This is a genomic window from Methanosarcina flavescens (genome assembly GCF_001304615.2).
GTDB classification, from domain to species: Archaea; Halobacteriota; Methanosarcinia; order Methanosarcinales; family Methanosarcinaceae; genus Methanosarcina; species Methanosarcina flavescens.
In genome coordinates this window covers 1,935,052-1,960,949 of record NZ_CP032683.1, presented here as the reverse complement: position 1 = coordinate 1,960,949, position 25,898 = coordinate 1,935,052, and the positions used below count along the sequence as shown (strand labels likewise).

Below are 25,898 nucleotides of genomic sequence, written 5' to 3'. Positions count from 1 at the left end.
TCTGGTAGCAAAGGTTTTTTATCGGAAAGGAGACGGATTTGCCTGCACGGTAGGCTGAGTTCAGATTTAAGCTCAGAATACAGTTTTTATGGTGTATACATAAAGGTGGTGAACACCTATTGCAAACATCATCATTCTTACGACCAGAAACTCCAGGCTATGGAGCCAGTGTGTCGTTTCTATAAGTTTTTCAGAATGTAAAATCTCTTTTTCTTTTACGGTTCTCACAGTTTCTTTTAAAGTCTTTAACAGCATTTTCAAAACCTCACCCATAATGTATTCTACATGGTATTCTATATAGTATTGTCTCAAAGCATTCCCTGTTAGAAAGTGCTCCGAATATGTACCCTATAAAATCCAACGGTATCTCAAAAAGGCACTTTATGTTCGAAAATGCCCTGCATAGCATACACTATCCGACGTAATCTCAAAAAGGCACCTTCATATCGAAAGTGCATTATTTACCCCACCGTCTCTAGCATTACAAGCTTGTTATATTAAAAGTTGTTGACCCTGTATAAGAGAATTTTATATGATCACATAAATAATATTCGAGTGATCCGATCAAAGTTTTCGTTAACGAACATGGGAAAGAACCTGAACATTGATGGTAAAAGAGTATAAACCATAAGTTCAGAATCGAGATATAAGCCACAAATCGAAAACAAGAGGCAACAAAAAGTATTCTTCAGTTAATTCCTGTGCCCTGCAAAACAGGATAGAGCAGAAAACTCCCTCAGGCATAAACAACATCCTTCATAATGATATCTTTTAATTGTGGCTTGAGTGCCTTTTCGGCAAGACCGACTTTGAAGGCGATGCAGAGAAGTATCCCACTGGATCGAAGCACTCCATACCGACAATATCACCTGGCGCAGAGATAAATTTAAAAAAATATTTATTGTAATTTAAACTATTTATCTTTATGAAAAACGAGATTATTGATCGCCCCTTTTCACTGAAAGTCTATTTGCTAATTATCATCATACTTTCATGGCCCTTTCAGATTGCCTACCCGTTTCTAGGGGAAGCCTTCAAACCCATCCTTTTATTATCAATGATCATGGTCGCTGTTGGCACTTACATTGCCGGCAGGTTTGTGTTCAAGGATGGGTTTGAGAACGCAGGTTGGCGATGGGGCAAACCCAGGCATTATGTATACGCTTTTGGACTTGCATTACTTTTGTGGGCTTTCCCGAGAGCTGTTGAACAACTGCTAGGAATTTATGAAAGTCCTCAAGATGTAAGCACCGCAACCATCTTGGTTGAGTTTTTATTTAGCTTTACAATCACACTCATTCCAGCATTTGGGGAAGAGTTCGGCTGGCGTGGATATTTATTGCCTCATTTATTTGCGCGATACAGTACCCGCCTGGCACTACTTTTACACGGCTTTATCACCTGGGTCTGGCACTTACCAGTTCTGGTTGTAATGGGAACGCGAATGGAGGCTAACCCTTTTGTTTCAGTGCTGCTTGTTATACTTATAAGCTTAATACCGACAATTATGCATGCAATTGTATTTGCCTACATATGGTCAAGCACTCAAAGTTTAGCCGTATCGACCGTATATCATGCCGCATTTGATGAGGTTCGTGATACCCTCGAAGGATCAGTCGGTTTAGGTCCGCTTTCACAAAACTGGCAAATGCTAATCCTTACTATTTTAGGAATTGCACTATTATGGAAAGCCAAATGGAAAAAAACAGCTGAATATTCGTTATGATCTATCAAAATTCTTAATTCTTCTTTTAAGAGAACCAGTTTTTCCGGTCAAAGTTATCAGGAAGAGAAGGTAGTAAATCCGAAATTTTGAGACTTGCAGATAAATCTTCTATAGATGAAGAGCAGTGTAAATTTAATATAATGATGCCGTTATCCATCTAGTATTTCCTATAAATTAATATTACAGTTATCCAATATCTCCGATCAATTTCACGAGGATTTATAAAATGGACAAGTACGAGAAGGTATTCGAGCTGGCTAAACGCCGGGGGTTTTTGTGGAACTCCTTTGAGCTTTATGGCGGAAGCCGGGGATTTTATGATTATGGGCCTCTTGGGAGTGCGCTGAAGAGGCGGATAGAGCAGATCTGGAGAGAGTTTTACGTTATCCAGGAAGGGTTTATGGAGATTGAGTGCCCGACAATTGGGATTGAAGAAGTATTCATTGCTTCCGGACACGTTGGAGGCTTTTCTGACCCCCTGTGCGAGTGCATGAACTGTAAAGAGGCATTCCGGGCTGACCACCTTGTAGAAGATGTGACGGATGCGGCAGGGACCCTGAGTGCAGAGGATCTTACAAAGGTTATAAGGGAGAAAGGAATCACCTGTCCGGAATGCGGCGGCGAGTTTGGGGAAGCTTACGAATTCAATCTGATGTTCAAAACCACCATCGGACCCGGTACAGGACGGCAGGGGTTTCTCAGGCCAGAAACGGCGCAGGGAATGTTTGTCGATTTCCAGAGGCTGTCCCGCTTTTACAGGGATAAACTGCCTTTCGGAGCAGTGCAGATAGGGAAGTCATATAGAAACGAAATTGCGCCCAGGCAGGGTGTAATCAGGCTCAGGGAATTCACGCAAGCCGAATGCGAGATTTTTGTTGACCCGCGGAACAAGAAGCATCCCAACTTTGAGCGCTTTGCGGATAAAGAACTTGTACTCTATTCACAGAAGGGACAGGTAAAAGGCGAATCATTCAGGATGACGGTCAGGGATGCTGTAAAAACTGGAGTTATAGCACACGAGGTTCTGGGCTACAATATCGCACTTACCAATGAATTCCTGACAAAGGTGGGAATTGATCCTGCAAAACTCAGATTCAGGCAGCACCTGACCGACGAGATGGCACACTATGCAGTCGACTGTTGGGATGCCGAAATTGAGACCGACAGGTTCGGCTGGGTCGAGATTGTAGGAATTGCCGACAGGGCAGATTACGACCTTAAAGCCCATGCAAGAGTGAGCAAGACCGAACTTTATGTATATGTAGAATATGAGGAGCCGAAAATGGTGACTCGCTTTACTGTGAAGCCAAACATGGGCAAGCTCGGTCCTGTTTTTAAAGGAAAGGCGAAAGCCGTTGCAGACGCCTTAAGACAGCTCTCCGAAGAGGAGCTTTCAAAAGATGAGATAAAAGTTACTGTGGATGGGGAAGAATTAACAGTCAGCTCGGACGCTGTAGATTTTGCAGAAGAGACTGTAAAAGTCAGCGGAGAGAATGTCATTCCTCACGTAATCGAGCCCTCCTACGGGATCGACAGGATCTTCTACGGCATCATGGAGCATGCCTATGATGACGAAAACGTGGCTCAGAAGGCTGCCGAATCCGGACTTAAAGGCACGGAAGAAGCTGGAAAAGAGTCCGAAGCCGAGGGAGAAGAAGAAACCCGCCTTGTAATGCATTTCGCAAGTGGAGTTGCCCCGATACAGGTTGCAGTTCTCCCGCTCCTGACCCGTGAAGAGCTTGCAGATCCCGCAAAAGATATCATTGCAAGACTCAGGGAAAAGAATCTGCTTGTCAATTATGATGACTCAGGAACTATCGGGCGCCGTTACAGGAGAAATGACGAGATTGGTACACCTTACTGCGTTACTGTAGATTACGATACCCTCGGAGATGGAACTGTAACTATCAGGGACAGGGATTCCATGCGCCAGATCCGGGCTCCGATCACAGGGATAGAAAACGTCCTATATGAGCTCATTTACAAAGACAGAGCTTTCGAGTCCGCAGGCAAGCCCTTTAACTTCTAAAACCAGAAAATTAGCAGTTTCTGTGCTGTGGGCTGAAAAGCTTGCAGCAAAACTTTTAATTTGTTTATATTTTTATGATTGAATTAAGACTCTGAAACAAACTAAATGATCCTGAAGCAGAATGAATAAGAGTTTTTTTTCTGAGAAGCCAGCCTTCATGAAGCACCCGCTGATAAAGCCTGATACTGTTGAGCAGAGGCTCTATCAGTTGAGCCTTGCAGGGAAGGCACTCGAAAGATCAAGCCTTGTTGTGCTTCCTACAGGGTTAGGAAAGACTATTATAGCTCTTTTTGTGATTGCTTCCAGACTTCAGCGTTATGGGGGTAAAGCCCTGATTCTCTCTCCAACGAAACCGCTTGTGGAGCAACATGCGATTTTTTTAAAAAAGGTTATGACTCTTCCCGAAGAAGAGATTCTGGCTTTTACTGGCAGTATTCCCCCTGCAGAACGGGAAAAGCTCTGGGCGCAGGGAAAATTGATAGTGTCCACCCCTCAGGTAATTGAAAATGACCTTCTTACAAAAAGAATCAGCCTTGAGAATGTAAGCCATATAACCTTTGATGAAGCTCACAGGGCAGTTGGGAATTATGCTTATACCTTTATTGCGGAAAAATATTTCGAGAGCGCAAAAAATCCTCATGTGCTCGGAATTACTGCAAGCCCTGGCAGTTCGGATGAGAAAATCTCGGAGGTCTGTCAGAATTTGCATGTTGAGAATGTGTCGGTGAAGACTGAGAAAGACAGAGATGTCCGCCCTTATGTGCAGGAAAAGGAGATAGAATGGCTTCAGGTACAGCTCCCTTCCGAGATGGCTGAGATCCGGGGCTATCTTGAAAAAATCTTTGATGACCGGCTCGGAATAATAAGAGGCTTGGGTTTTTCGGCAGGCAGCGGGAAATATGTCTCCAAAAAAGACCTCCTGCTTCTCCAGAAGAAACTTCAGGGTGAGATCCGAATGGGGGGCGATCCTGCAGTTTTTACTGCCCTATCAGTGCTTGCTGAAATGGTAAAGGTAAACCATGCTGTGGAGATGGTTGAGACTCAGGGACTTGAAACCCTCAGGAAGTATCTGGAGAAACTGGATGCAGATGCCTCTTCAAATAGTGCAAGCAAAGCTGCAAAAAGATTAATGGATGATCTCTTTATGAGAAAAACCCTCCACAGGGTAAAGGAATGCGAGATCGAACATCCTAAACTCGAACTTGCGCGAAAGATCGTGTCCGAGCAACTGAAAGGAAGCCCTGAGTCCAGAGTAATTGTTTTTACGAATTACAGGGACACAGCAGAGTTAGTGACAAATGCCCTATCCGAAGTTCCGGGAGTTGTACCTACCCGCTTTGTGGGACAGGCTTCGCGCCGCAAGGACAAAGGGCTTACGCAAAAGCAACAGGTAGAGATCCTCAATAAGTTTAGGGCAGGAGAATATAATGTACTTGTAGCTACCTCAGTTGCCGAAGAGGGACTTGATATTCCTTCTACAGACCTGGTACTCTTTTACGAACCCATTCCTTCGGAAATCCGGAGCATCCAGCGCAAAGGCAGGACAGGGAGACAGCATAAAGGCAGAGTGATTGTACTTGTGACAAAAGGTACACGTGATGAAGCTTATTACTGGAGCAGCAAGAACAAGGAAAAAAGGATGCTTAATAGCATACAGGGGCTTGAAGCCCTGCTGGTTCCTAATGACACAAAGCAGAGCTCTAAAATTTCTGATTTTGAATCCGGAGCTCTAATTTCAAATAATAAAACTGATAAAACGGTAATCATACATAATAAAGCCAAAGAGCCGGAAATTACACGTTTAAAACAGGGAATCGGAGATTTAGTGCAGAAAAATCTCAATCTAAAACGGGAGACCAGCGATTTAGCTGTAAACTGTAAGGATAAAACTACAGACAGCAATGATCTAACTATAGATATAACTTTAGGTAATAGGAACACGGATGAAGACTCAGATTACGGCAGGGAGAACGAAGAAATAAAAGAAAATAGCTTCGAAGCCGGGAACAGAGAAGGAAAAGAAAACAGGATATGGGAAAAAAGCGAAAAAGGGAAAGAACAAAAGGATGGGGAGAAAACTAAAGAGGAAATTGTAAAAGAAAAGCAAAAGACCCTAGTAGATTTCGAAACTATTTCTGGAAAGAAATCTGAAATTAAAGTTGAATCTGGATCTGAAGCTTCAAAAGAACCTGAAGAGGAATATGAACCTGAACCAGCCGTAGAAGTGCCCGGGATAGAGACCACACCCGAAACTCTTAAAATAGTGGTCGATTACAGGGAAGCAAAAAGCGGGGTTGCAAATGTTCTTGACAGGCTTGGAGTAGAAGTCAGTTTTGCAGCACTTGAAATTGGGGATTACGTTGTAAGCGATCGACTTGCAGTGGAAAGAAAGCGCACGGATGACTTTGTAAATTCTCTTATTGCCGGAAAGCGTAATCTCTTTGCGCAGTTATCGGACCTTACAAGAGCGTATCAAAAACCCGTTCTTATTATTGAAGGAACGGAACTTTTCACTTCACGACAAATCAATCCAAATGCCATTTACGGCTCCCTGATATCCATTGCCATTGATTTTGGAGTTTCACTGTTATATTCAAGAGATGAGGAAGAGAGTGCTGCAATATTAAAAATGCTTGCAAAGCGTGAGCAGACGGATAATAAGCGTGAAGTAAACCCCCACGGGAAAAAGTCAACCCATACCCTTACTGAGCAGCAGGAGTATCTTGTCTCCGCGATAGCAGACATAGGGCCGAAAGCTGCAAGAAACCTTCTTTTACATTTTGGGTCTGTGGAGGCTATTATGAAGGCTGATGCCAAGGAACTCAAGAAAGTAAAATTAATAGGTCCAAAGAGAGCAGCCAAAATCAGGGAGATCCTTGAAACCCCTTATAACGGATAAGTTGAGGAGCCAGGTTTCCTTAGATATTTTCTCTTCTTCCCTACCCTGTTTTCTTCTATTCTTCGTTTTTACTTTACTTTCCTGTCTTTTCTTTGTTTTTACTTTACTTTCCTGTCTTTTCTTTGTTTTTACTTTACTTTTCTGTCTTCTCTTTGTTTTTAATTTACTTTCATGTCTTTTCTTTGTCCCTAATTTACTTTCCTGTCTTCTCTTTATTTCTAATTTACTTTCATGTATTTTCTTTGTTTCTACTTTACTTTTATATCTTCTATTTGTTTCTACTTTACTTTCATGTATTTTCCTTTCTTTTTACTATTATAACTGTCTCAGGCGCTCTATAAGCCCAAGTCCTTTTTCAATTAGCCCTAAATCCTCGGCAATACTGTGCGGATCGGTTTCATCTTGGAGGGAATCTGCAATATCGATCATCTTTTTAAAGAGAAGGTCTTCCAGTATTTTCCGGTCTCCGTAAGTTCCGGATACCTTCGATGAGGCAGCCAGTTTTTCCACTCTTCCTGTGGGTGCTGCCTTGGTTGCAGCTGTTGCAGGAGCCACTGGAGTTACAGGCATTGTATTTCCTGTTTCTTCTTTATCTTGGGGTACCCTGGAAATCTCCTCTTCTAGCGGCTCAATAGCTTTTTCCTCTTCTACAGCAGCTTCAGAGGTTCTCAGCCCAAAACGAGGTTTTTGCCTGTGAGCCTGGGTTCTTTTTTTGGTCTCAAAAGAAGATCTGCCTTTTTCTGTGTACGATCTGGACTCAGGAACCTGGGCATCTAAGGCTGGTTCTTGAGCTTCTTCCTCTTCCTGGACATCACATACAGGACAAATTACTTTACCTTGATAACGGAATTTTGGGGCCCCGCAAACTTTACAATGCTCAGCAAGCATTGTTCCTCCGATTTCAAGGAAACGTGCTATTCGCTTTACTTTTTTATCTTTTTCGGAATCCATTTACCTGACCTTCCTTATTCACAACTTCTAATTCATTTGCTTCTCATTTATTTTATAAAATTTTTCCTGTAACTCGCTGGGTATGAGGTTAATATCACCCTACGCAGCCTGAAAAAAGCAACAAACTCAGAACCACAAAGGGCAGACTCTAAAGCAGGTAACCTTGAAAATCACCGATAATATTTTATATACCAAGCCTGTCTTAGACTAATCTATTAGCTCTAATTTTTACAATAATAATTGACTGCGAAGGTGATTCGAGTGTCATCAAATGATTCAGCAGAAGTTATCAGACAATGTCTTCAGGTCTTAGAAAGTATAAACAGCGACTCTTCAGTTCCAAGAAATATCAGGCGTTCCGTGAATGAAATTATGGACATACTGAACAACGAATCCGAACCTCTCTTTCTTAGAGCAGCATCAAGCATTTCCATTCTCGAAGATATAAGCAATGATCCTAACCTTCCTCTGCACACAAGAACTTTGATATGGAATCTTTCAAGTCAGCTTGAGACCATTCCTGTAGATGAATAACCTGTAATGAATAATCTGTAAAGATAGATTCTTTAAAAAATAAAAGCGGAATTCACTCGGGGCGCGATCTGAGAACAGATGAGCTCCAGAAAATAAGCAAGCTCAGGTGCGTCTCTTGAGATGATCCTGTTAAAAAATCCCAAACTCCAGCTAATTCTAAAAAAAGAGCCGAAAGGAAAAAACCTTACTGTTCTACTGGCTATTTCGAGCTGATTCTGGAATTACTCCGGAGGGTTAGAGGATATCGACAAGGAAAAACTTTTTTCCTCCTTTTTTTAAATCTTTTTAAATATTTTTTAAATCTTTTTATGGCTAGATTGAGTTTAATATTCGAAAGAGAATAGACAATTTCTGATTCGGTTAGCACAGTGAAATTATCTACCGTTGATACATTATCATAGACATAATACAATTAGAAAAAATTTTCAGAGGAGAGTTTCTGGAATCTCAAAAAAGAGATTAAAAAATATAAAATACATGAAAATATGTGAATTATACAAAATAAGTGAAATACAAAACAGACAGAATATATAAGAGCACTCAGTTTTAGTAGAGAAGTAAACTATGAAGAGACTGAGAAACATTAAAGGGGGGTATTAAAATTATGTTTGAAGAGATTTCTGCCCGAATAAGGGAAAATTTTGAGGCTAAAGATAGTATAAGGGAAGAAGGATTGAAGATATCCCGCGAAGTTGTCAGGGAATGCAGGACAGCCTCATTTGCTCTTCACAGTCAGGACTTCGAGAAGGCGGACAAAAGTATTAAAACTGCTGGGAAAGCGCTTGAGAGACTTGAGGTTCTTTTCAAGGGGCATGCCGACATTTATCATGCAGGCTTTGTAGAACATGCCCAGCAGGAATATACGGAAGTCTCAGTCCTCAGCAGCCTGTTGAAGGAAGACAAAAATATTCCCTCTCCTGATGACTTAAGAGTTGAATATGCAGCCTATCTTAACGGTCTTGGGGACGTTGTAGGTGAGCTCAGGAGACATGTCCTTGATCTTATAAGAGATGAATCCTTTGAGAAAGCCGAAGCGTTTTTAGGCATCATGGAAAACATCCATGCAATGATTATGGACTTTGACTATCCTGATGCTATAACCAGGGGACTGAGAAGAAAAACCGATGTGTCCCGCTCCCTTTTAGAAAAGACACGCGGCGATGTTGTCAATGCAATCGGTCAGAAAAGGCTTGAAAGCGCAATGCAGAATCTGGAATCCAGACTTTAGAGACATATATAGACTTTAGAAAAGTTTAGATAGAAGAATGTAAAACATTGAATAGTCCAGCATTTTTTGAGCTTTGAGAGTTAGAATAGAGGATTAAATCGCAACCCGTTAATATAAAGCTTACCCGATAACTATTAAACCATTTATTGTTTTAACAATTACTCAGCCGTTTAGCAGTTTAACTGTTTAATTTAAGTTTTATGCGCGAGATTTCTCCAAATTGACTAATTTAGAATTTCTCTAAACCTGTTTAGACTCCAGTTTCACAGATTTAAAGTTTCAGCAGATCTGTTTAAACTTCCAGTATATCGATTCAGAATTTCAGTTAAGATATAAATTTCATTAGTCTGTTATAAGATATAAATTCCAATAATCTGTTATAAGAGGATATACATGAAATTTGATCCGGAAAAAATTAAAAAGGATGCAAGGGAGAACTTCGACCTTACCTGGAACGAAGGTAAAAAACTGGTCAGGACACCTACTCTGAACGAACGTTACCCCAGAATCACTCTGAGATATGGAAAAGCACATCCGGTTTACGATACAATCCAAAAACTCAGAGAAGCCTATCTGAGAATGGGTTTTGAAGAGATGATGAATCCTCTGATTGTAGATGATAAAGAGGTACGCAAACAGTTTGGAAGCGAAGCTCTTGCAGTTCTGGATCGCTGTTTCTATCTTGCAGGCTTGCCAAGGCCTAATGTTGGAATTTCCGATGAGCGCATCGCGCAGATAAAAGAAATTCTCGGAGATATAGGCGATGAAGGGATAAATAAGATCAGGCAGGTTCTCCATTCATATAAAAAAGGAAAGATTGAAGGAGACGATCTTGTACCTGAGATTTCAGCGATGCTTGGAGTATCCGACGCCCTTGTTGCCGATATGATTGACAGGGTTTTTCCTGAGTTTAAAGAACTTGTGCCGCAAGCAAGCACAAAGACACTCCGCAGCCACATGACTAGCGGCTGGTTCATTTCCCTTGGCGCCCTCCTCGAGAGGCAGGAGCCTCCTTTCCATTTTTTCTCCATAGATCGCTGCTTCAGGCGAGAACAGCAGGAGGATGCCTCAAGGCTCATGACCTACTACTCGGCTTCCTGCGTAATAATGGATGAGGATGTGACTGTTGATCACGGAAAAGCTGTTGCAGAAGGACTGCTTTCCCAGTTTGGATTTGAAAAATTCCTTTTCAGGCCCGATGAAAAGCGCAGTAAGTACTATATTCCAGACACTCAAACCGAGGTATTTGCCTTCCATCCGAAACTTGTAGGCTCTAATTCAAAATACTCGGACGGCTGGATTGAGGTTGCAACTTTCGGAATATATTCCCCAACAGCTCTTGCAGAATATGATATTCCGTATCCTGTCATGAATCTCGGGCTTGGAGTGGAAAGGCTGGCAATGATTCTGCATGATGCTCCTGATGTACGTTCCCTTACTTATCCTCAGATTCCACAGTATACAGAATGGGAGATGTCAGATGGTGAACTTGCAAAACAGGTTTTCGTAGATAAAGTGCCTGAAACTCAAGAAGGTAATGCAATTGCAACTGCAATCGTTTCCCAGTGCGAGCTGCATGGAGAAGAACCCAGTCCCTGTGAATTCCCTGCCTGGGAAGGAGAAGTCTGCGGCAGAAAAGTAAAAGTTTCCGTGATCGAGCCTGAAGAAAATACAAAGCTTTGCGGACCTGCGGCTTTCAATGAGGTTGTAGCCTATCAGGGAGACCTCATAGGAATTCCAAACACTAAAAAGTGGCAAAAAGCTTTTGAAAACCACTCTGCAAGAGCAGGAATCCGTTTCATAGAAGCATTTGCAGCCCAGGCTGCCAAGGAGATTGAAGAAGCTGCAATGTCGGGAGCGACCGAGCACATAGTCAGGGTAAGAATCGCCAAAGTTCCTTCAGAAATCAATCTGAGAATAGATCCTGTTGCTCAGCGCTATATCACGGGCAAAAAGAAAAAAATAGATATGAGGGGCCCGGTTTTCACGTCTGTAAAAGCGGAATTCCTCTGAAGGTCAGAAAAAACAGGAGCAGGCGCATGCAAACCAGAAAAAGCCCTTTCTCGAGATATCCTGAGCTCAGCCGGCTGATGTAGACCGGCGAGCCTGTGTGTGTAACTTTTGAAATAGGGCACGAAGTCGGAAATGAAATCGAGAGTGAGTTAGAGAATGAAATAGGGCATGAAACTAAAAGAGATGTCAACGGGAAAGCCTTGGAGAGAGTGTCCGACGTAGGAGATGAAAATTCTCCTGAAAAATCCCGCTTTCTTTTTTGCGAACTTGTGCAGAAAGCCCGTATGGGAGAAGAGTTCCTTGTCTCAGGGCAGAGATGCTCCCCAGGAAATTATGTACTGGGTTTCTCAGAGAAGAGTCCTGCTGCTTACTACCTGAACTCCGGAAGATATAAGAACTCGAAGGCTGCGGAAAATGCAGCTTTATCACTTCCGAGATTGGAAAAAAGGTTCTGCTTTATAAAAGTAGAACCCCTGTCCCTGAATAAAGGTAATTTTGATGTGATGATTCTTTTTCTGAAGCCTGAAAAAGCTATGCGCATTGTTCAGGCGGGTGCCTATTCGGAAGGAAAGAGGGCAGTACTGGATACGATGGGTGCAGCCTCAATTTGCGGGGACTGTACCGTACTTGCCTACAGGCAGGGCATGGGCCTATCATTCGGGTGCAAGGGCTCAAGAAAGCATAGTGGATATGAAGACTTTGAAGTTCCACTTGGGCTTTCTTTTGAGAAAGCGATCGAAATAGAAGACGCTCTTTCTAAACTTCCCGAAACAAGAAAGTAGAGAACGATGGAATTATTCTATTACCCTTAAAATCAAGATTTTGTGATGCATATGGTTTTCCTGTAAAAACCCGAATATGAGATTGTTTTATCCTGACATTTGTTTGAGAGGAGCTGTAAATAAAATCCATATTATTCAGAGCCTTCAATGGGATGAGTTTATATAGAAGTACAAACATGTAAAATGCGATTTTAATCAGAGCTATTCCAAACTCACACTAATGGAGGATTAAATCATGGCAGGTCAGCCAATATTCATTTTAAAAGAAGGAAGTAAGCGAACCAGAGGCAGGGATGCCCAGAGTAACAATATTATGGCTGCAAAGGCAGTAGCCGAAGCCGTTAGAACAACCCTTGGACCTAAAGGCATGGATAAGATGCTCGTGGACTCCATGGGTGATGTGATTATTACAAACGATGGGGCAGCCATCCTCAAAGAGATGGACATTGAACACCCTGCAGCAAAGATGGTAGTTGAAGTAGCCAAGACCCAGGATGAAGAAGTAGGAGACGGCACTACCAGTGCAGCTGTGGTCTCAGGCCAGCTCTTAACCAAAGCTGAAGATTTAATCGAGCAGGAAATCCACCCGACAATCATCGCGTCAGGGTACAGGCTTGCAGCAGATAAAGCCGTAGAAGTCCTGAATTCCCTGGCAATGACAGTAGAGATGTCTAACCGGGACCTTTTAATCAGCATCGCTGAAACCGCAATGACTGGAAAAGGTGCAGAATCCTCCAAAAGGCTCCTCTCCGAGATTTCCGTAGATGCCGTTACAAGCGTTGTGGACACAAACGGAAAGGCAAGCGTTGACAAAGACAACATCAATGTTGTGAAGAAGGTCGGCGGCAGGGTAGAGGATTCCGAGCTTATCCGGGGCATGATTATTGATAAGGAGAGAATTCACCCCAACATGCCTGAAAAAATCAAGGATGCAAAAATCCTTCTTCTCAATTCCGCAATCGAACTCAAGGACACCGAAGTAGATGCAGAAATCTCCATAACCTCTCCTGACCAGCTCCAGTCCTTCCTTGATCAGGAAGAGCAGATGCTCAAGAAGATCGTCCAGAAGGTTATCGACAGCGGGGCAAATGTTGTCTTCTGCCAGAAGGGAATTGAAGAGCTTGCCCAGCACTACCTTGCAAAAGCAGGTATCTTTGCTGTACGCAGAGTTAAGAAGAGCGACATGGAAAAGCTTGCCAGAGCAACAGGCGGCAAACTGATTACCAACATGGACGAGATCACTCCCGAAGACCTCGGATATGCAGAACTTGTTGAAGAGAGGAAGATTGGCGGCGACAATATGACCTTTGTCACAGGTTGTGACAACCCGAAAGCTGTAACCATCCTGCTGCGTGGCGGCACAGAGCATGTAGTTGACAGCATTGACAGCGCTCTTGAGGATGCCCTGCGTGTTGTCGGCGTTGCAATCGAGGACGAAAAGCTCGTCGCAGGCGGCGGTTCCCCAGAAGTTGAGGTTGCACTCAGGCTCCAGGAATATGCAGCTACCCTCGAAGGTAGAGAGCAGCTTGCAGTCAAAGCCTATGCCGAAGCTCTTGAAATCATTCCAAGAACCCTTGCAGAGAATGCAGGACTTGACCCCATTGATATGCTTATGGAGCTTCGCTCTCAGCACGAGAAAGGCGTAAAAACTGCAGGACTCAACGTTTTTGAAGGAAAAGTCGTTGACATGTGGAAAGACTTTGTAGTTGAACCTCTCAGAGTCAAGACCCAGGTTATCAATGCAGCTACTGAGGCAGCAACCATGATCCTCAGGATCGATGATGTCATAGCTTCCACCCGTGCAGCCCCAGGCCCAGAAGAAATGGGTGGTATGCCAGGCGGAATGCAAGGTGGAATGGGCGGCGGAATGCCTCCAATGATGTAATCCTGAAAAATAAATCACAAAACAATTTGGGATAAACAGGAAAAGGCACGGTTTTCAAGCCGTGTCCTCCTTTTAACCCTCAGAAATTAAAGTCTGAAAACTCTTTTCTGGCTTCTCATCAGAATCCGTGTGAATCTCTCCTTTTTTCAGGCTTTTTAATTTTCTGAGATCCAGAGATTCCTATTCAAATTCTGCACTTACTATTTTTCAAGGCAGTTAAGAACATCCTCAGCCTCAAATTTTGTTTTTATAATTCTTGTCCTGCCTCTCTGTCCCTTGCCTGTAAAATCCGCATCTATGTAATTAAGCACCTGAAGTCTGTTGACAATTCCATAAAAACGTGTGTATCCTAGCTGCGTTAATTCACGGAAAGCTTTGTAAAGCTCACCCGCCTGGATTTCTCCTTTTCTTGCTATTAATTCGAGCAGGCGCTTTTCGGGATCAGACAGGAGGCTTATACTCCTGCAGAGATGAAGCAGCTTGGATGCTTCGTAAGCTTTTTCCACATCTTCAGAAGAGATTGTGCGACTTCCCCTGCGCTCAGCATTAAAACCAGAACGTTTGAGGAGGTCAATTCCAACCCTGAGGTCTCCAGTCCTTTCTACATACGAGACGATAAGCTCCAGCAGTTCATCAGAAATTACCTTGGGATAAAAGCCGTACTTTGTGCGATCTTTTAGAATGTCAAGAATCTCAGCACTTCCATATCTCGGAAAAGGAATGTCTTCAGGCAGGAAAACCGAATTAACCCTGGAATCCAGGCAGTAAAGATCTGAGGCATCATTTACAATCCCGATTACTCCTATCTTTGCTCCAGGGTACTGTTCATGTGCCCTTAAAAGTGAGTACATCACTTCATTGGCATGCCCTTCGTAGCAGAGATAGTTGAGGTCGTCCAGAGCAACAATCAGAACTTTTTCTGAAGAAACAAGGAAATTAACAACAGTTTCAAAGATCTTTCTGAATGCAACTCCCGAGTTGGGAGGAGAAATTCCAAAAAGCTTCCTGTAAATTCTGGATATTACCGCAAAACGTGTGGAATCAATCTGGCAGTTAACTTTAACGGTAACGACACCAGGTGCATGGGCTTCAACTTCCCTGAATATCTTCATAACCGCACTGGTTTTTCCTGTTCCGGGAGGACCTACAAGCAAACAATTCAAAGGTCGCATACCGCGCAGGGCTGGCTTGAGCGCGAATTTGAGCGCATTCAACTGGGATTCCCTATGAGGAAAATAATCAGGAAGATAATCAGGCTCAAGCACGGAGGGGTCCTTAAATAGGGTCTCATCCCAAAGTAGTATATCATTACCTGTCAAGGGAAGTTACTCCATAGTTTAGTTAATCTGTTATTAATAGTTGAAAAGCTTAGTTATATTGAAAGTTTGGCAATAGAGCTCAGTAACGTTAAATGCGCAGGGTTTTGAAAGTGTTTTTAGCTGGAACAAAGCTTAATGAATCAAAGGGGCAGGAAATAAAAACTTGTGAATCGCTCCAACATCTGATACGACTGATTACTGGCCTGCACAGGCCGTTTAAGAAGGGAGTATACCCTCCTCCATTCTTTTGTCGTATAAACTCAATCACATTAAACGAAACAAACAGGGGTATACTCAACAATTTTTTCTCCAGCATATAATTGATATCTCTTTGAGAAGTCTTCAGAACTCCACGTTTTCAAACGCGAAAAATATTCTAAATATCTATCTAAGTAATCAAACCCTGGCGCCCTTACATGATACGCTTCATATGGATTTGGCTCTGGATATTCAATTGTTTTTTGTACTGTTACTGGGACAGGGAGAATAGCAAAACCACCAGGCTTCAATACCCTCCTTATCTCAGAAATGGCTTTTCTATCTTCTTTGATATGTTCAAGTACATGAGATGCAAAAACGCAATCATAAGAACTGTTTTCAAATGGAAGGTCGCAAAGATCTGCTTGATAATCTATATTTTCCTTTTTTTCTATATCAATTGTTGTATATTTTGCAAACTGTTTTTTAAACAATTTATAGAAACATTGTTCAGGAGCCACATGCAGCATAGCCATCTTTGAAAAATCATATCTTTTCTGCAACTTTTGAACCACAAGAAATTGAAGGCGATGTCTTTCAGCAGAACCACATTGTGGGCAGGATGCGTTTTTCCTTCGGATATTTAAAAAGGGACCGCTGTACCCGCACACAGGGCAATCAAATCCGTGATTTGAGATCCCTAGCTTTGTACTCGCGACCACTATAGGGCCAAGGGTTTTTAATTTTGCATACATGTATGCACTATATACATTTGCATATATTTTTGCGCACTCCTTGCTTATCATATTATCTGCCTCATTTTGCTATCATACCAGATACCGTGTGGATTTAGTTCAGTTTTTACCAACCCACCTATTTTTATCGACCCCCAGTCTGGGAACGTATAGTTTTTCGAATATTCATTTCCATTTAGATCTACTGTTTTTAAATCCGGTTTATCATCAATTACACCAGCATACAAATCCAAAATTTCTTTTTCTTCAGTAATGGTTATCTCTCAACAAATTCCACTACTCAACAAGTTCCACTGGCTGCGCTTCACATGGATATTTTATAGATCTTAATAAGATAATTCTCCATTATGGATTGATGAATCCCTACTAATTTTAAACGTAATAATATCTAGCAAGGGCTTAAAATATTCTAATTTGACTTAATATATTTTGACTTTATTTAATCAAGATAATAAGTTAATTATGAGCGAATTTACTCTTTAGAAGCTTAAGGATTGATAAATATATAGCCTTTTTTAAATTTTTAATAGATATGCTTTACTACGTTTAGCTTTTTTGAATTTTCATTCATTATAGCTATTGAGCCGTAGAATCAACTAAAGGTTCAACAGGAAATGCCGTGAATTAATTGCTTCCAACAGATAGAAAGAATAACACTAGATTTGTTTATAAGGATTTGAGCAGTTATTACAGGGAATAACTGAAAAAATAATTCAAAGAATCAAAAAATAACTTAAAATAGCTATGTAGAAGCCCTGAGATCTATAATATCTTAACCAACCTACCGCAGTTTTAAACATACGTCTATGTATTAACTTAATCTTAACCCGGGCGGCATCTCGGGCGGAAGAGAATAATTATGGAGATAGAGTCGAAGTTTCTGGTAATTGAAGAAGCGGATTTTCAGGCTCTAGAAAACCTCTCTGAGCTTGCTTCATACACCCTTTCTGAGCCGAAAGTCCAGTTAAACGAGGATGTTTTCTTTGATACTGAGAATCGGGCTATTATGGCTTCAGGTTATTATCTGCGAGTAAGAAAAGCGTTTGGGGAAGAGGGAAGCTGGGTAACCATTAAAAGCCTGGGAGGTTTTGAAAGTGGGACTCACAGGCGAGAGGAGTATGTAAGTTTCCTACCTGAGGGGAAATCCGTGATCGAATGTCCTGATTTCCGTATCAGAAATATGGTTCTGGAACTTACGGCAGGACTTGAATTTTTTCCACTTCTGTCCCTCAAACAGAAAAGGATGATACGCCAGATAAAAATAGGGAATAGGTTTGTAGCAGAAGCTTACCTGGACAGGGTAAACCTGAGAAGTGGAGGCAGAGAAAAACACTATAATGAATTTGAAGTTGAACTTAAAAGCGAAGGAAACTCTGAAGATCTTGAGAGTATACGGAATTTCCTGCTCAAGCACTATAACCTGACAGAAAGCCCTTTTTCCAAGTTCGAGAGAGCCTTTCTTTTCATGGAAAATCTTCCTGAGAAAACCTTGCTTAGTTTGAGAGAAAAGGCTTTTTGCTCACAGCTTGCAGGCCAGAAAAACGTATATGGAAAGCAGGCTCAAATTTTAACAGGGCTCGACAGGGGACAGAACTGCGAAGAGCTCAGCAGGCTTCTAAATGTCTCTCAAGGTGAAATCAAAGCCCTGCACTCAAAATTTAAAGAAAAGAGGCTTTCTATTTTTCCTTTTGCCACATATAAAGAAAAAGACCGTGAGTTCCATCTCCAATCCGGAGAAAACTTTGTTTTGAGAGATGAAAAGAAAGCAATAGAGTTTAAGCAATGGGACACTGAAAGCCTGCTTGAGTATTATGGGATAAATAAAATCAGGGCAGAAAAAACCAGGGAATATGCTCTTACACTTTTTGATGAGCTGCTTTTATACCACGGACTTGGACAGGATGAGAGAAAGCTCCTCGGGCTTGCAGCTCTCCTGAAGGATGCGGGTAACTCAAGCTTTCCCGAAGAGAGCGCCCGTATAAACAGGGAAATCTTCATGACTCACTCCATAAAAGGACTCAGGCTCCACGAGAATTTAATGCTCGCCCTGATCGCTGAGATTCAGGATTCATGTTTAAACGAAAAAGATCTAAACTCAGTCTTTAAAGGTTTCCATACGAAGCTGCCCCCCGATTTCCAAAGTAAAGCCCTGGTGCTTGCAGCCATTATGTCAATTGCAACCCTTCTCGAAGCTTCCGATGCCCGACCTATAAAGACAAGGCAGCTTAAAGACGCTCTGGAAATAGAAATAACAGGAACTATAACTGAAAAAGCTGCAAAAAAGTTTGAGGCGAAAAGTAAATTCTGGAAATTTCTCTATGGAAGCAAAATTATATTTTCTCAGATTACTGAGGAAGAAGAACCCCTGGACGGAAGTAAATCCGAAACAAAGGAAATAGGAACAAAGAAACCAGCTGGAAAGGAGAAAAAAACAGAGAAAAGTCAATCCAGAGAAAAGAAAAAGACAGAAAAGAAGCAATCCAGAGAAGAGAAAAAGCTAGAAGAGAGAAAAACAGAAGGAAAACAAGATGAAAAGGAAAAGAAACAAGAAAAGAGAAAGTGCAGACCACCTGCAGAGATAACTGTCAAACCTGCTGACTCTATGGCAGGGCTTGCCTGCAGGATACTTTCTTATCAATTTTCCAGCATGCTCTCCTATGAGGGAGGAACTGTAAAAGGAAAAGATATTGAAAAACTACACAACATGAGGGTCGCAGTCCGCAGGATGAGAGCGGCAGCAAAGGTTTTTGAGACTTATCTTGATTCCAGACAGCTTGAACCTCACCTCAAAGGACTCAGAAGGACCCTTAGTTCACTTGGAAAAGTCAGGGATCTCGACGTTTTCCGCGAAAAAACCGAAGAATACCTGAAAACCCTTCCTCCTAGACATGAGCATGATCTGGACCCGCTTTTTGCAGTGCTTGCCGACGAGCGAAAAAAAGCCAGGAAAAATATGCTTGATTATCTTGAAAGCGAAAAATACCGGACTTTCAAGAAGGAGTTTTCGGATGCACTTGCCTCTCCAGAAAGCTTGATCCGTCCTGTAACTAACGAAAAACATGACGCTTTGCCACACAGGGTAAAAGATGTTCTTCCGTCTATCCTTTATGCACGTTTAGCAGATATCAGTGCTTACTCCGAATGGGTAGAAGGGCCTTATCTTCCTGTTGAACGCCTGCACAGGCTCAGGATTGCAGCTAAGGAAATGCGTTATACCCTCGAATTTTTTGAGAGTGTACTTGGGGAGGATATAAAAAACCTGATTAGGGAGCTTAAAACCTTTCAGGATCACCTTGGAAATCTTCACGATGCGGTGATTGCAGTTGATCTGCTGAGTTCTTACCTGAGAACCGGGGAATGGGGCTCTGCCGAAAATGAGAAAAATTCAGGAAAAAAGAAGTTCCCTGCAGGCGCAGAAGGAATAGAAGCCTATCTAGCGTACAGGGAGGAAGAACTCCAAACATTACTTAACACCTTTCCCGAAGCCTGGAAAAGGGTAAGAAATGGAAACTTCAGGGAACGGATTGAAAGTGCAATAAAAAATCTCTATTAACGCGATAGATGTATATTAATTCGATAACTCATTTATTTTAGTTGAAAACCTGTTGATTAACTTTTTGAAGATACCTCAACTCCCGAGGTTTCCTCAAGTTCAGCACTTCCTTCAAGGACTAAGGGAACGCTTTCATCCCGTTTTATAATAACTTTAGATTGAAGATTATACCCGAATATTTTTTTGAAGTACTTTTTCTGTTTCTCTACCTCCCAGATCTCTAACTGACACTCCCTTTGAGCGTGCATCTCAAGCACCAGGCTGTCTGTAGAAGCAAGATAAAACCGAACGTGGGAAATAATTCCATTATGCGAGCGATCCAGACCTTCGGCAATGCGGAGCAGGGCACTCAGAATCCTGATGCTTTTTATTACTTCTTTGTTAAGCCCGATGAGATTGGGGTGTTTCTTCTTAGGAGTGCTTTTCCTGTGGAAGTAGGCAAGGTTCGCTATTATTTCGATTTCTTCAGGCTGGAAACCCGGAAGATTGCTCGCCCGTATGAGGTGATAAGCATGTGCTTGATGGGTATCATATGATAGGAAAGTTCCTATGTCATGCAGGGTTGAGCCATACTCAAGAAGTTCTCTTTCCCCTGCCCTGAACTCGTAAATCCCAAGCGCTTGAATGCTGTCAAAAAGTTCAAGGGCAAGCCTGGTTACTGTATGGGCATGTTCATCATCGAAGTTGCAGGTAAGTCCAAGCTGCATGATGCTGCGTTTTCTTACCGACATCTGCGTAATCATATAGGAGAATTCGCTCTTTGATATATAATCTACAAGCAGCCCTTCCCGAAGCCCGCGTTTGCTTACTCTAATTTCTGAAAGCCCAAACTCTTCCATGAAAGTTTCAATAATTGCAGCCCCCGCAATTATAATATCAGCTCTTTGTGCATTAATTCCTGGGAATTTGCGCCGCTCTTCAAGAGGTATAGCACACATTGCCCTGACTATTTTCCTAAGGTCTTCATATTCGAGTTTCTCAAAGTTTTCATGGGATGTTTTGTGCAGGTAGACAAAAGCGATCCTAGCAAGGTTTTCAATTGTTCCCGAGCTTCCAATAGAACAGTTTACGCTGTGCCTGGAAAGATCTTTTGTTACATCTACAAGCTTATGACGGACGTATTCTTTAATCCGCTCATATTGTTCCTCGGAAACAGGCCCCGTTTCATCCGGTAAAAACATATTTGTCAACCTGATGGATCCAAGGTTAAGGGAGTAAAGAGAATAACATCGGGTCTGATCCCCTATTGATAATTCAGTGCTCCCACCTCCGATATCTATGAACAGAGCTTTTGAGCTCCCAAGTCTGAGCCCGCTTGAAACCCCGAGGTAAATGAGGCGAGCTTCTTCTGTTCCGGAAATTGGACAGACTTCCAGGTTTGCCTCCCTTTTCAGCATTTCAAGAAGCTGAACTTTATTGCTTGCATCCCGCGTTGCTGAGGTTGCCACAGCTATAATTTCCTCTGCCCTGTAAGCCCTGGCAAGTTCCATGAACTTTTTACAGACAACAACTGCGCGTTCTATCGCTTTAGGCTGCAGAATCCGGTCTATGAATCCTTGATCCCCAAGCCTGACTGTTTCCTTCTGCTTGGTTAGGGGAAAGTAAGACCCATTGGGATTGATACGTACCAGAAGAAGCCGTATTGAATTAGTACCTATATCGATAAACGCAACAACTCTGCCTTCGGAAATTTTCTCGGGTTCCGTTATTACCACCTGAAAGCCCTGTTTTTTGTTTTTCTCGAAGGAATCGAGAAACTCAAAATAAGCTTCACATTACTAGTTCATATTTTTATTCTATTTTAGATTATTTGGTAGTGTATTGGAAGTTTGTAATTGTTGTTATTTCTGCACAGATAATTCTATGTATTGGATAGATTGCTTATTTATACACTTAATAAAGAAAGGGCATTAAGAAAGCTAATTTTCAGACTTTTTTCTGTAGTCCTTTATAAAGAAACTAAGCTCTTGTGATGGAAAAAAGTGTACCTGTTTGCATCTGAAATATTTTTGTTTTTCATGCCGCGGTTATCGGTCACGTACCCTGTACTCATGTATCATATGGAATAGCAAAATTTGAGAAATAAATCCCCGAGTTCGAAATTTAGAATGGTAACCTTGTCCGGCTATCAGCTTACATTACTATTGTGCACACTATTGCGCAGGAAGTTTTTACAGAAATTTCTTGAAAGAAAAGATGTAACCATCTTAGAGACTCATTATTTTTAATCACGGAAGTTCTGCTGAGATTACTTTTCGAGATGTTTTTCAGAGAAAGCCAGATGTGTAGGCGTTAAGATCGGAATTAAGATCTGAAGTGAAATCAAATATTTAAGAGAATCTGAATTAAGCTAATATTTAAAATATTGTTTGATAAAATAACATTTTAAATCTGAATATTATTTGTTCACAGCCAATTTTTCATATAATTTATTTTAAATAAGTTTGGGAATTATTATAGATTGCAACCCCACGAAAATAAGAGAGGAGACCCAAACGAAAGAACCAAAGCGGATGCACAGACCGCTAAGGAAAAAAGGATGGATCAACACAAATGGGAAAGTGACAGGTTGGATATGTGAATAAAGAGTTGCCTGGAAGAGGTTCTAATCTAAAAAAATATATTGAGGATTATTTTTTTGGGTTAGTTTATCGAAAATAAGTAATAAAAACAGCAAATCTTCCAGGCTTTCTCTAATCTTTTGATAGTTGTGTATATTTCAAATTTAGTCCAGTTGGTTTCTTATTAATAAAATGGGGGGATGAAAAAACTATCAATCTATCTAAGAATAGAATCTTTGGGCTCAAAGATTTATTATTGCAAAATGAGAACCAGACAGAATACTATTTGCTAACTGCTAAGGACATAAATCCTTCTTTAGTTCCAGTAAAAAAAATGTTGGCAGAAGTAATCTGGATATGACGTAAAAATTAGAAATCCTTTGAAGGTTAATAGGATATTTGAACAAAAAATCCAAGAAAATTGTTTAAAAATATAATTGATTTAGGAGTTGAAATTAATTTAGGAGTTGAGTTTATGACCCACCATAATGAAGAAAAGAAGGCAGAATCAAAAGAAGAAGAAGCTAAAGTTGAACCAATACACCCCTCTGAAAGCAGGGGAGGTAAAAAGAGAGGTCTTCTTGACACCTGCAAGTAAATAAGCTCTTATTTGAAGTAAATAAGCTCTTATTTGAAGTAAATAAGCTCTTATTTGCGATTGGGATGAGTCTTTGATAAATAAGAAAATAAGCACATTCAATGTTTAAAAAAAAATAAAAAGACATTAGTGCTTAGTTTTTTGATAACTTTTCTACAACAAATATATTTTAAGGATTCATCCCACAGAAAAATTAATCTTTTTTCATTAAAAATTTTTAAAAAGAAATGAAAGGAATAGGAATCTCCCTCTTCAGCCTTTCTGAGAGCCTAAATCCCAGCTTCTGCTGTTCTCAAGCATCCACAATTGAGAATCCAGTTCTTCTTCCTGGGGCTGCGGGTAAATTCTCTCAGTCCTGCCGTTCGGAAGCAGAAGGCGGGCTTTTACATTATCTTTGAGGTGGATGCCAAGAATCACATCTCTCAGGATGGGGATGTATTCTGGAGATGCCGGAAAGAGCACTTCTACCCTGTTGTCCAGGTTGCGCGGCATAAGGTCGGCACTTCCCATAAAGACCTCTTCTTTTCCGCCGTTTCTGAAATAGTAAATCCTGGAGTGTTCAAGGAAGCGGCCAACTATCGAGGTAACCCTGATATTTTCACTGAGCCCGTAAATACCTGGTCTGAGGCAGCAGATTCCCCGGATAATAAGGTCTACCTTTACTCCGGCTCTGGAAGCCCTGTAGAGCTCCCGGATGCACTGGTAGTCCACAAGGGAATTCATCTTGAAGATCAGGTGTCCGTTTCCACATTTCTCATGCAGGTCAATTTCACGCCTGATACGTTCCAGGATCTGATGCCTTAGAGTCTGGGGGGCTACAAGGAGTTTGATATAATGGTCTTTTCTCGAATATCCTGTAAGGGCATTGAAAAGGTCAGAGATATCCTTGCCTATGAATGAATCACTTGTCAAGTAACCAATATCCGTATAGAGCTTTCCTGTGACAGCGTTATAGTTTCCTGTGCTCATATGCACGTAATACCTGATGCCTTCCTCTTCGGCTCTCACCACAAGGCACATCTTGGCATGAGTCTTGCGTCCCGGAAAACCGTAAGCTACATGAACCCCTTTGCGTTCGAGTTCTTTTGCCCAACCTATATTGTTTTCCTCATCAAAGCGGGCTTTAAGCTCAACCAGAACCGCTACCTGCTTCCTCCGGTCGGCTGCTTTCATAAGAGCCTGGACAATTCTGGAATTGTCATCCACCCTGTAAAGGGTCATTTTGATCGCCAGAACATCAGGATCGTCGGCAGCCTCCTCCACAAAGTCAATTACCGATTCGAAACTATCATAAGGATGGTGAAGCAGAATGTCTCGCTTTTTGAGAACTGAGAAAATTTCCTTCTTTTTCGTCAGTTGAGAGTGTTTTTTCGGCTCGAAGGGCTCGTATTTAAGCTCAGGGCGGTTAATCTGTGCAAGTTTAATGAGACTTGAAAGCCCCAGAGGAGCTGCAGACCTGAACATAAGGGAAGCAGTAAGGTCCAGATTCTTAAGAAGAATATCCGAAACTCTCGGAGGCATCGTATAATCGGTCTCAAGTCTGACAGCCGACCCAAAGTAGTTCCTGCCGACTCTTTGTTTTACAGCTGTCATAAGATCTTTGTCCCCATCTTCATCAAAACCGAGGTCCGCATCGCGTGTGATCCTGAATGGGTAGGCTCCGAGAATATGCTGTCCGGGAAACAGGAGGTCAAGATTTGCAGCTATAAGCTGTTCAAGCCAGACAAAACGTCCTGTTTTCAGTTCCTCCAGACTGGAGGTTATTCTCTCCTGGTCATCCTCAGGAACGACTACAAGTCTCGTGAACATTGGAGGGATCTTGACCCTTGCAAAGCGTTCCCCATAATCAGGGTCATCAATCAGTACTGCAAGGTTAAGGCTGAGGTTGGAAATATGAGGGAAAGGACGTCCTGAATCAAAACCTAGAGGAGTGAGTAGAGGGAAAATATTTCTCTCGAAATAGTCTCTAAGCTTTTCTCTTTCCTTCCCTGAAAGCTCAAAGTAATTAAGAACTTTAATTCCTTTTTCCCTGAGAGCAGGTTCAAGGATCTCATTCCAGCATTTATCAGTGAGAGGAAGCTGCCTGAGAAGCTCTAGCCTGATAATACGAAGCTGTTCCTGCGCCAGCTCGTCTGTCCTGTCATCTTTTAGAGCTTCAGCTATTCTTTTCAGGACGCCTGAAACCCTGACCATGAAAAACTCATCAAGATTACTTCCAAAAATCGAAAGAAACTTGACTCTTTCAAGCAGGGGATTGCGCTCGTCAAAAGCTTCTTCAAGTACCCTGTTATTGAATTGGAGCCAGCTGTATTCCCGGTCCGTATATAAGCACGGGTCACTGAGGTCAGGCATACCGGAAACTTCTGCCCGAGCTCCTTCAACGTTATCCATAACCAGCCTATCAAAATCTGAACACTGAATGGGGAAGTTCCGCTCCATTACTATCACGCGTGGCCTGGGTTCTGCACTTCTTCAAATCTGTCTTTAAAAACCATGGAAGACCTGAAGATAGAATCTCTGCATTTAATAATTTGATTTCATTATCTTATTGTCACCCGGATTTACTGGGTTGAAAAGGAGATAGCCCCCGGGTGCACTTAAATAACTTGAGATAGTAGCCTCAAACAAATTTTTCCTTAATCATTCAACCTTTTAACCGATTAGAGTTTTGAATTCTCTGCATAGTGGGAAGGCAATCTCCATATTAAGTTATCGGAGATGCATTGACACCAACGCCTATACAAATTTTTATATCGACCGAATTTTCAGAACTCTACGGAATCTCCGCCAACTCACTACTATTTATTAATATATAGTACTAAAGATTTATAACATTATCTCTTAAGATCGATTAGACAAAGGCAAAA

17 protein-coding genes are annotated in these 25,898 nt (G+C 41.7%); 10 read left to right on the top strand and 7 right to left on the bottom strand.

Features of this window, described 5'->3' with window-relative positions:
• Positions 1 to 72: 72 nt before the first annotated feature.
• On the bottom strand, positions 73 to 312 hold the full coding sequence (locus AOB57_RS08675) for a hypothetical protein (protein WP_054298944.1): 240 nt from the start codon (positions 310 to 312) through the stop codon (positions 73 to 75).
• A gap of 613 nt (positions 313 to 925) precedes the next feature.
• Here AOB57_RS08675 and AOB57_RS08670 point away from each other — a divergent pair.
• From AOB57_RS08670 to AOB57_RS08660, 3 genes are all read left to right on the top strand, one after another.
• Complete coding sequence (locus AOB57_RS08670) at positions 926 to 1,726, top strand: CPBP family intramembrane glutamic endopeptidase (protein WP_054298945.1); 801 nt, start codon at positions 926 to 928, stop codon at positions 1,724 to 1,726.
• A gap of 226 nt (positions 1,727 to 1,952) precedes the next feature.
• Positions 1,953 to 3,755, top strand: a complete 1,803-nt coding sequence (gene glyS, locus AOB57_RS08665; protein ID WP_054298946.1) for a glycine--tRNA ligase — start codon at positions 1,953 to 1,955, stop codon at positions 3,753 to 3,755.
• A 157-nt stretch (positions 3,756 to 3,912) separates the two neighbouring features.
• Entirely contained in the window at positions 3,913 to 6,654 is a 2,742-nt protein-coding gene (locus tag AOB57_RS08660; protein WP_082384238.1) for a DEAD/DEAH box helicase, read from the top strand.
• A gap of 315 nt (positions 6,655 to 6,969) precedes the next feature.
• Here the strand turns inward: AOB57_RS08660 and AOB57_RS08655 are convergent, their stop codons facing one another.
• Positions 6,970 to 7,605: an Sjogren's syndrome/scleroderma autoantigen 1 family protein gene (locus tag AOB57_RS08655; RefSeq protein ID WP_054298948.1), complete on the bottom strand. Its 636-nt coding sequence runs from the start codon at positions 7,603 to 7,605 to the stop codon at positions 6,970 to 6,972.
• Positions 7,606 to 7,857: 252 nt separating this feature from the next.
• Here AOB57_RS08655 and AOB57_RS08650 point away from each other — a divergent pair, with 252 nt between their 5' ends.
• From AOB57_RS08650 to thsA, 5 genes are all read left to right on the top strand, one after another.
• On the top strand, positions 7,858 to 8,139 hold the full coding sequence (locus AOB57_RS08650; RefSeq protein ID WP_226999453.1) for a UPF0147 family protein: 282 nt from the start codon (positions 7,858 to 7,860) through the stop codon (positions 8,137 to 8,139).
• Positions 8,140 to 8,743: 604 nt separating this feature from the next.
• Positions 8,744 to 9,367, top strand: coding sequence for a translin family protein (locus AOB57_RS08645; RefSeq protein WP_054298950.1), 624 nt, complete (start codon positions 8,744 to 8,746; stop codon positions 9,365 to 9,367).
• 393 nt (positions 9,368 to 9,760) lie between these two features.
• Positions 9,761 to 11,380 carry an O-phosphoserine--tRNA ligase gene (gene sepS, locus AOB57_RS08640; RefSeq protein WP_054298951.1) on the top strand — a complete coding sequence of 540 codons (1,620 nt, stop codon included), beginning with the start codon at positions 9,761 to 9,763 and terminating at the stop codon, positions 11,378 to 11,380.
• A 95-nt stretch (positions 11,381 to 11,475) separates the two neighbouring features.
• Positions 11,476 to 12,162: a DUF169 domain-containing protein gene (locus AOB57_RS08635; RefSeq protein WP_226999452.1), complete on the top strand. Its 687-nt coding sequence runs from the start codon at positions 11,476 to 11,478 to the stop codon at positions 12,160 to 12,162.
• Positions 12,163 to 12,397: 235 nt separating this feature from the next.
• Positions 12,398 to 14,047, top strand: a complete 1,650-nt coding sequence (gene thsA, locus AOB57_RS08630) for a thermosome subunit alpha (protein ID WP_054298952.1) — start codon at positions 12,398 to 12,400, stop codon at positions 14,045 to 14,047.
• Between the two features lie 200 nt (positions 14,048 to 14,247).
• Here thsA and AOB57_RS08625 read toward each other — a convergent pair whose 3' ends face one another.
• From AOB57_RS08625 to AOB57_RS08615, 3 genes are all read right to left on the bottom strand, one after another.
• A complete protein-coding gene (locus AOB57_RS08625; protein ID WP_054298953.1) occupies positions 14,248 to 15,366 on the bottom strand; it encodes an ORC1-type DNA replication protein in 1,119 nt (372 codons plus the stop codon).
• A 269-nt stretch (positions 15,367 to 15,635) separates the two neighbouring features.
• Complete coding sequence (locus tag AOB57_RS08620) at positions 15,636 to 16,370, bottom strand: class I SAM-dependent methyltransferase (RefSeq protein WP_054298954.1); 735 nt, start codon at positions 16,368 to 16,370, stop codon at positions 15,636 to 15,638.
• Positions 16,367 to 16,552: a hypothetical protein gene (locus tag AOB57_RS08615; protein WP_054298955.1), complete on the bottom strand. Its 186-nt coding sequence runs from the start codon at positions 16,550 to 16,552 to the stop codon at positions 16,367 to 16,369. The genes AOB57_RS08620 and AOB57_RS08615 overlap by 4 nt, the downstream gene beginning before the upstream one ends.
• A 626-nt stretch (positions 16,553 to 17,178) precedes the next feature.
• On the opposite strand from AOB57_RS08615, the gene AOB57_RS08610 reads away from it, so the two are divergent.
• Positions 17,179 to 19,872, top strand: a complete 2,694-nt coding sequence (locus AOB57_RS08610; RefSeq protein ID WP_054298956.1) for a CHAD domain-containing protein — start codon at positions 17,179 to 17,181, stop codon at positions 19,870 to 19,872.
• 56 nt (positions 19,873 to 19,928) lie between these two features.
• Here the strand turns inward: AOB57_RS08610 and AOB57_RS08605 are convergent, their stop codons facing one another.
• Positions 19,929 to 21,587, bottom strand: coding sequence for a Ppx/GppA phosphatase family protein (locus tag AOB57_RS08605; protein WP_226999451.1), 1,659 nt, complete (start codon positions 21,585 to 21,587; stop codon positions 19,929 to 19,931).
• A gap of 1,267 nt (positions 21,588 to 22,854) precedes the next feature.
• Between AOB57_RS08605 and AOB57_RS08600 the strand changes: the two genes are divergently transcribed.
• Positions 22,855 to 23,031 carry a hypothetical protein gene (locus AOB57_RS08600; RefSeq protein WP_167829580.1) on the top strand — a complete coding sequence of 59 codons (177 nt, stop codon included), beginning with the start codon at positions 22,855 to 22,857 and terminating at the stop codon, positions 23,029 to 23,031.
• Positions 23,032 to 23,283: 252 nt separating this feature from the next.
• Here the strand turns inward: AOB57_RS08600 and ppk1 are convergent, their stop codons facing one another.
• Positions 23,284 to 25,470, bottom strand: coding sequence for a polyphosphate kinase 1 (gene ppk1 / locus AOB57_RS08595; RefSeq protein ID WP_082384234.1), 2,187 nt, complete (start codon positions 25,468 to 25,470; stop codon positions 23,284 to 23,286).
• Positions 25,471 to 25,898 lie beyond the last annotated feature (428 nt).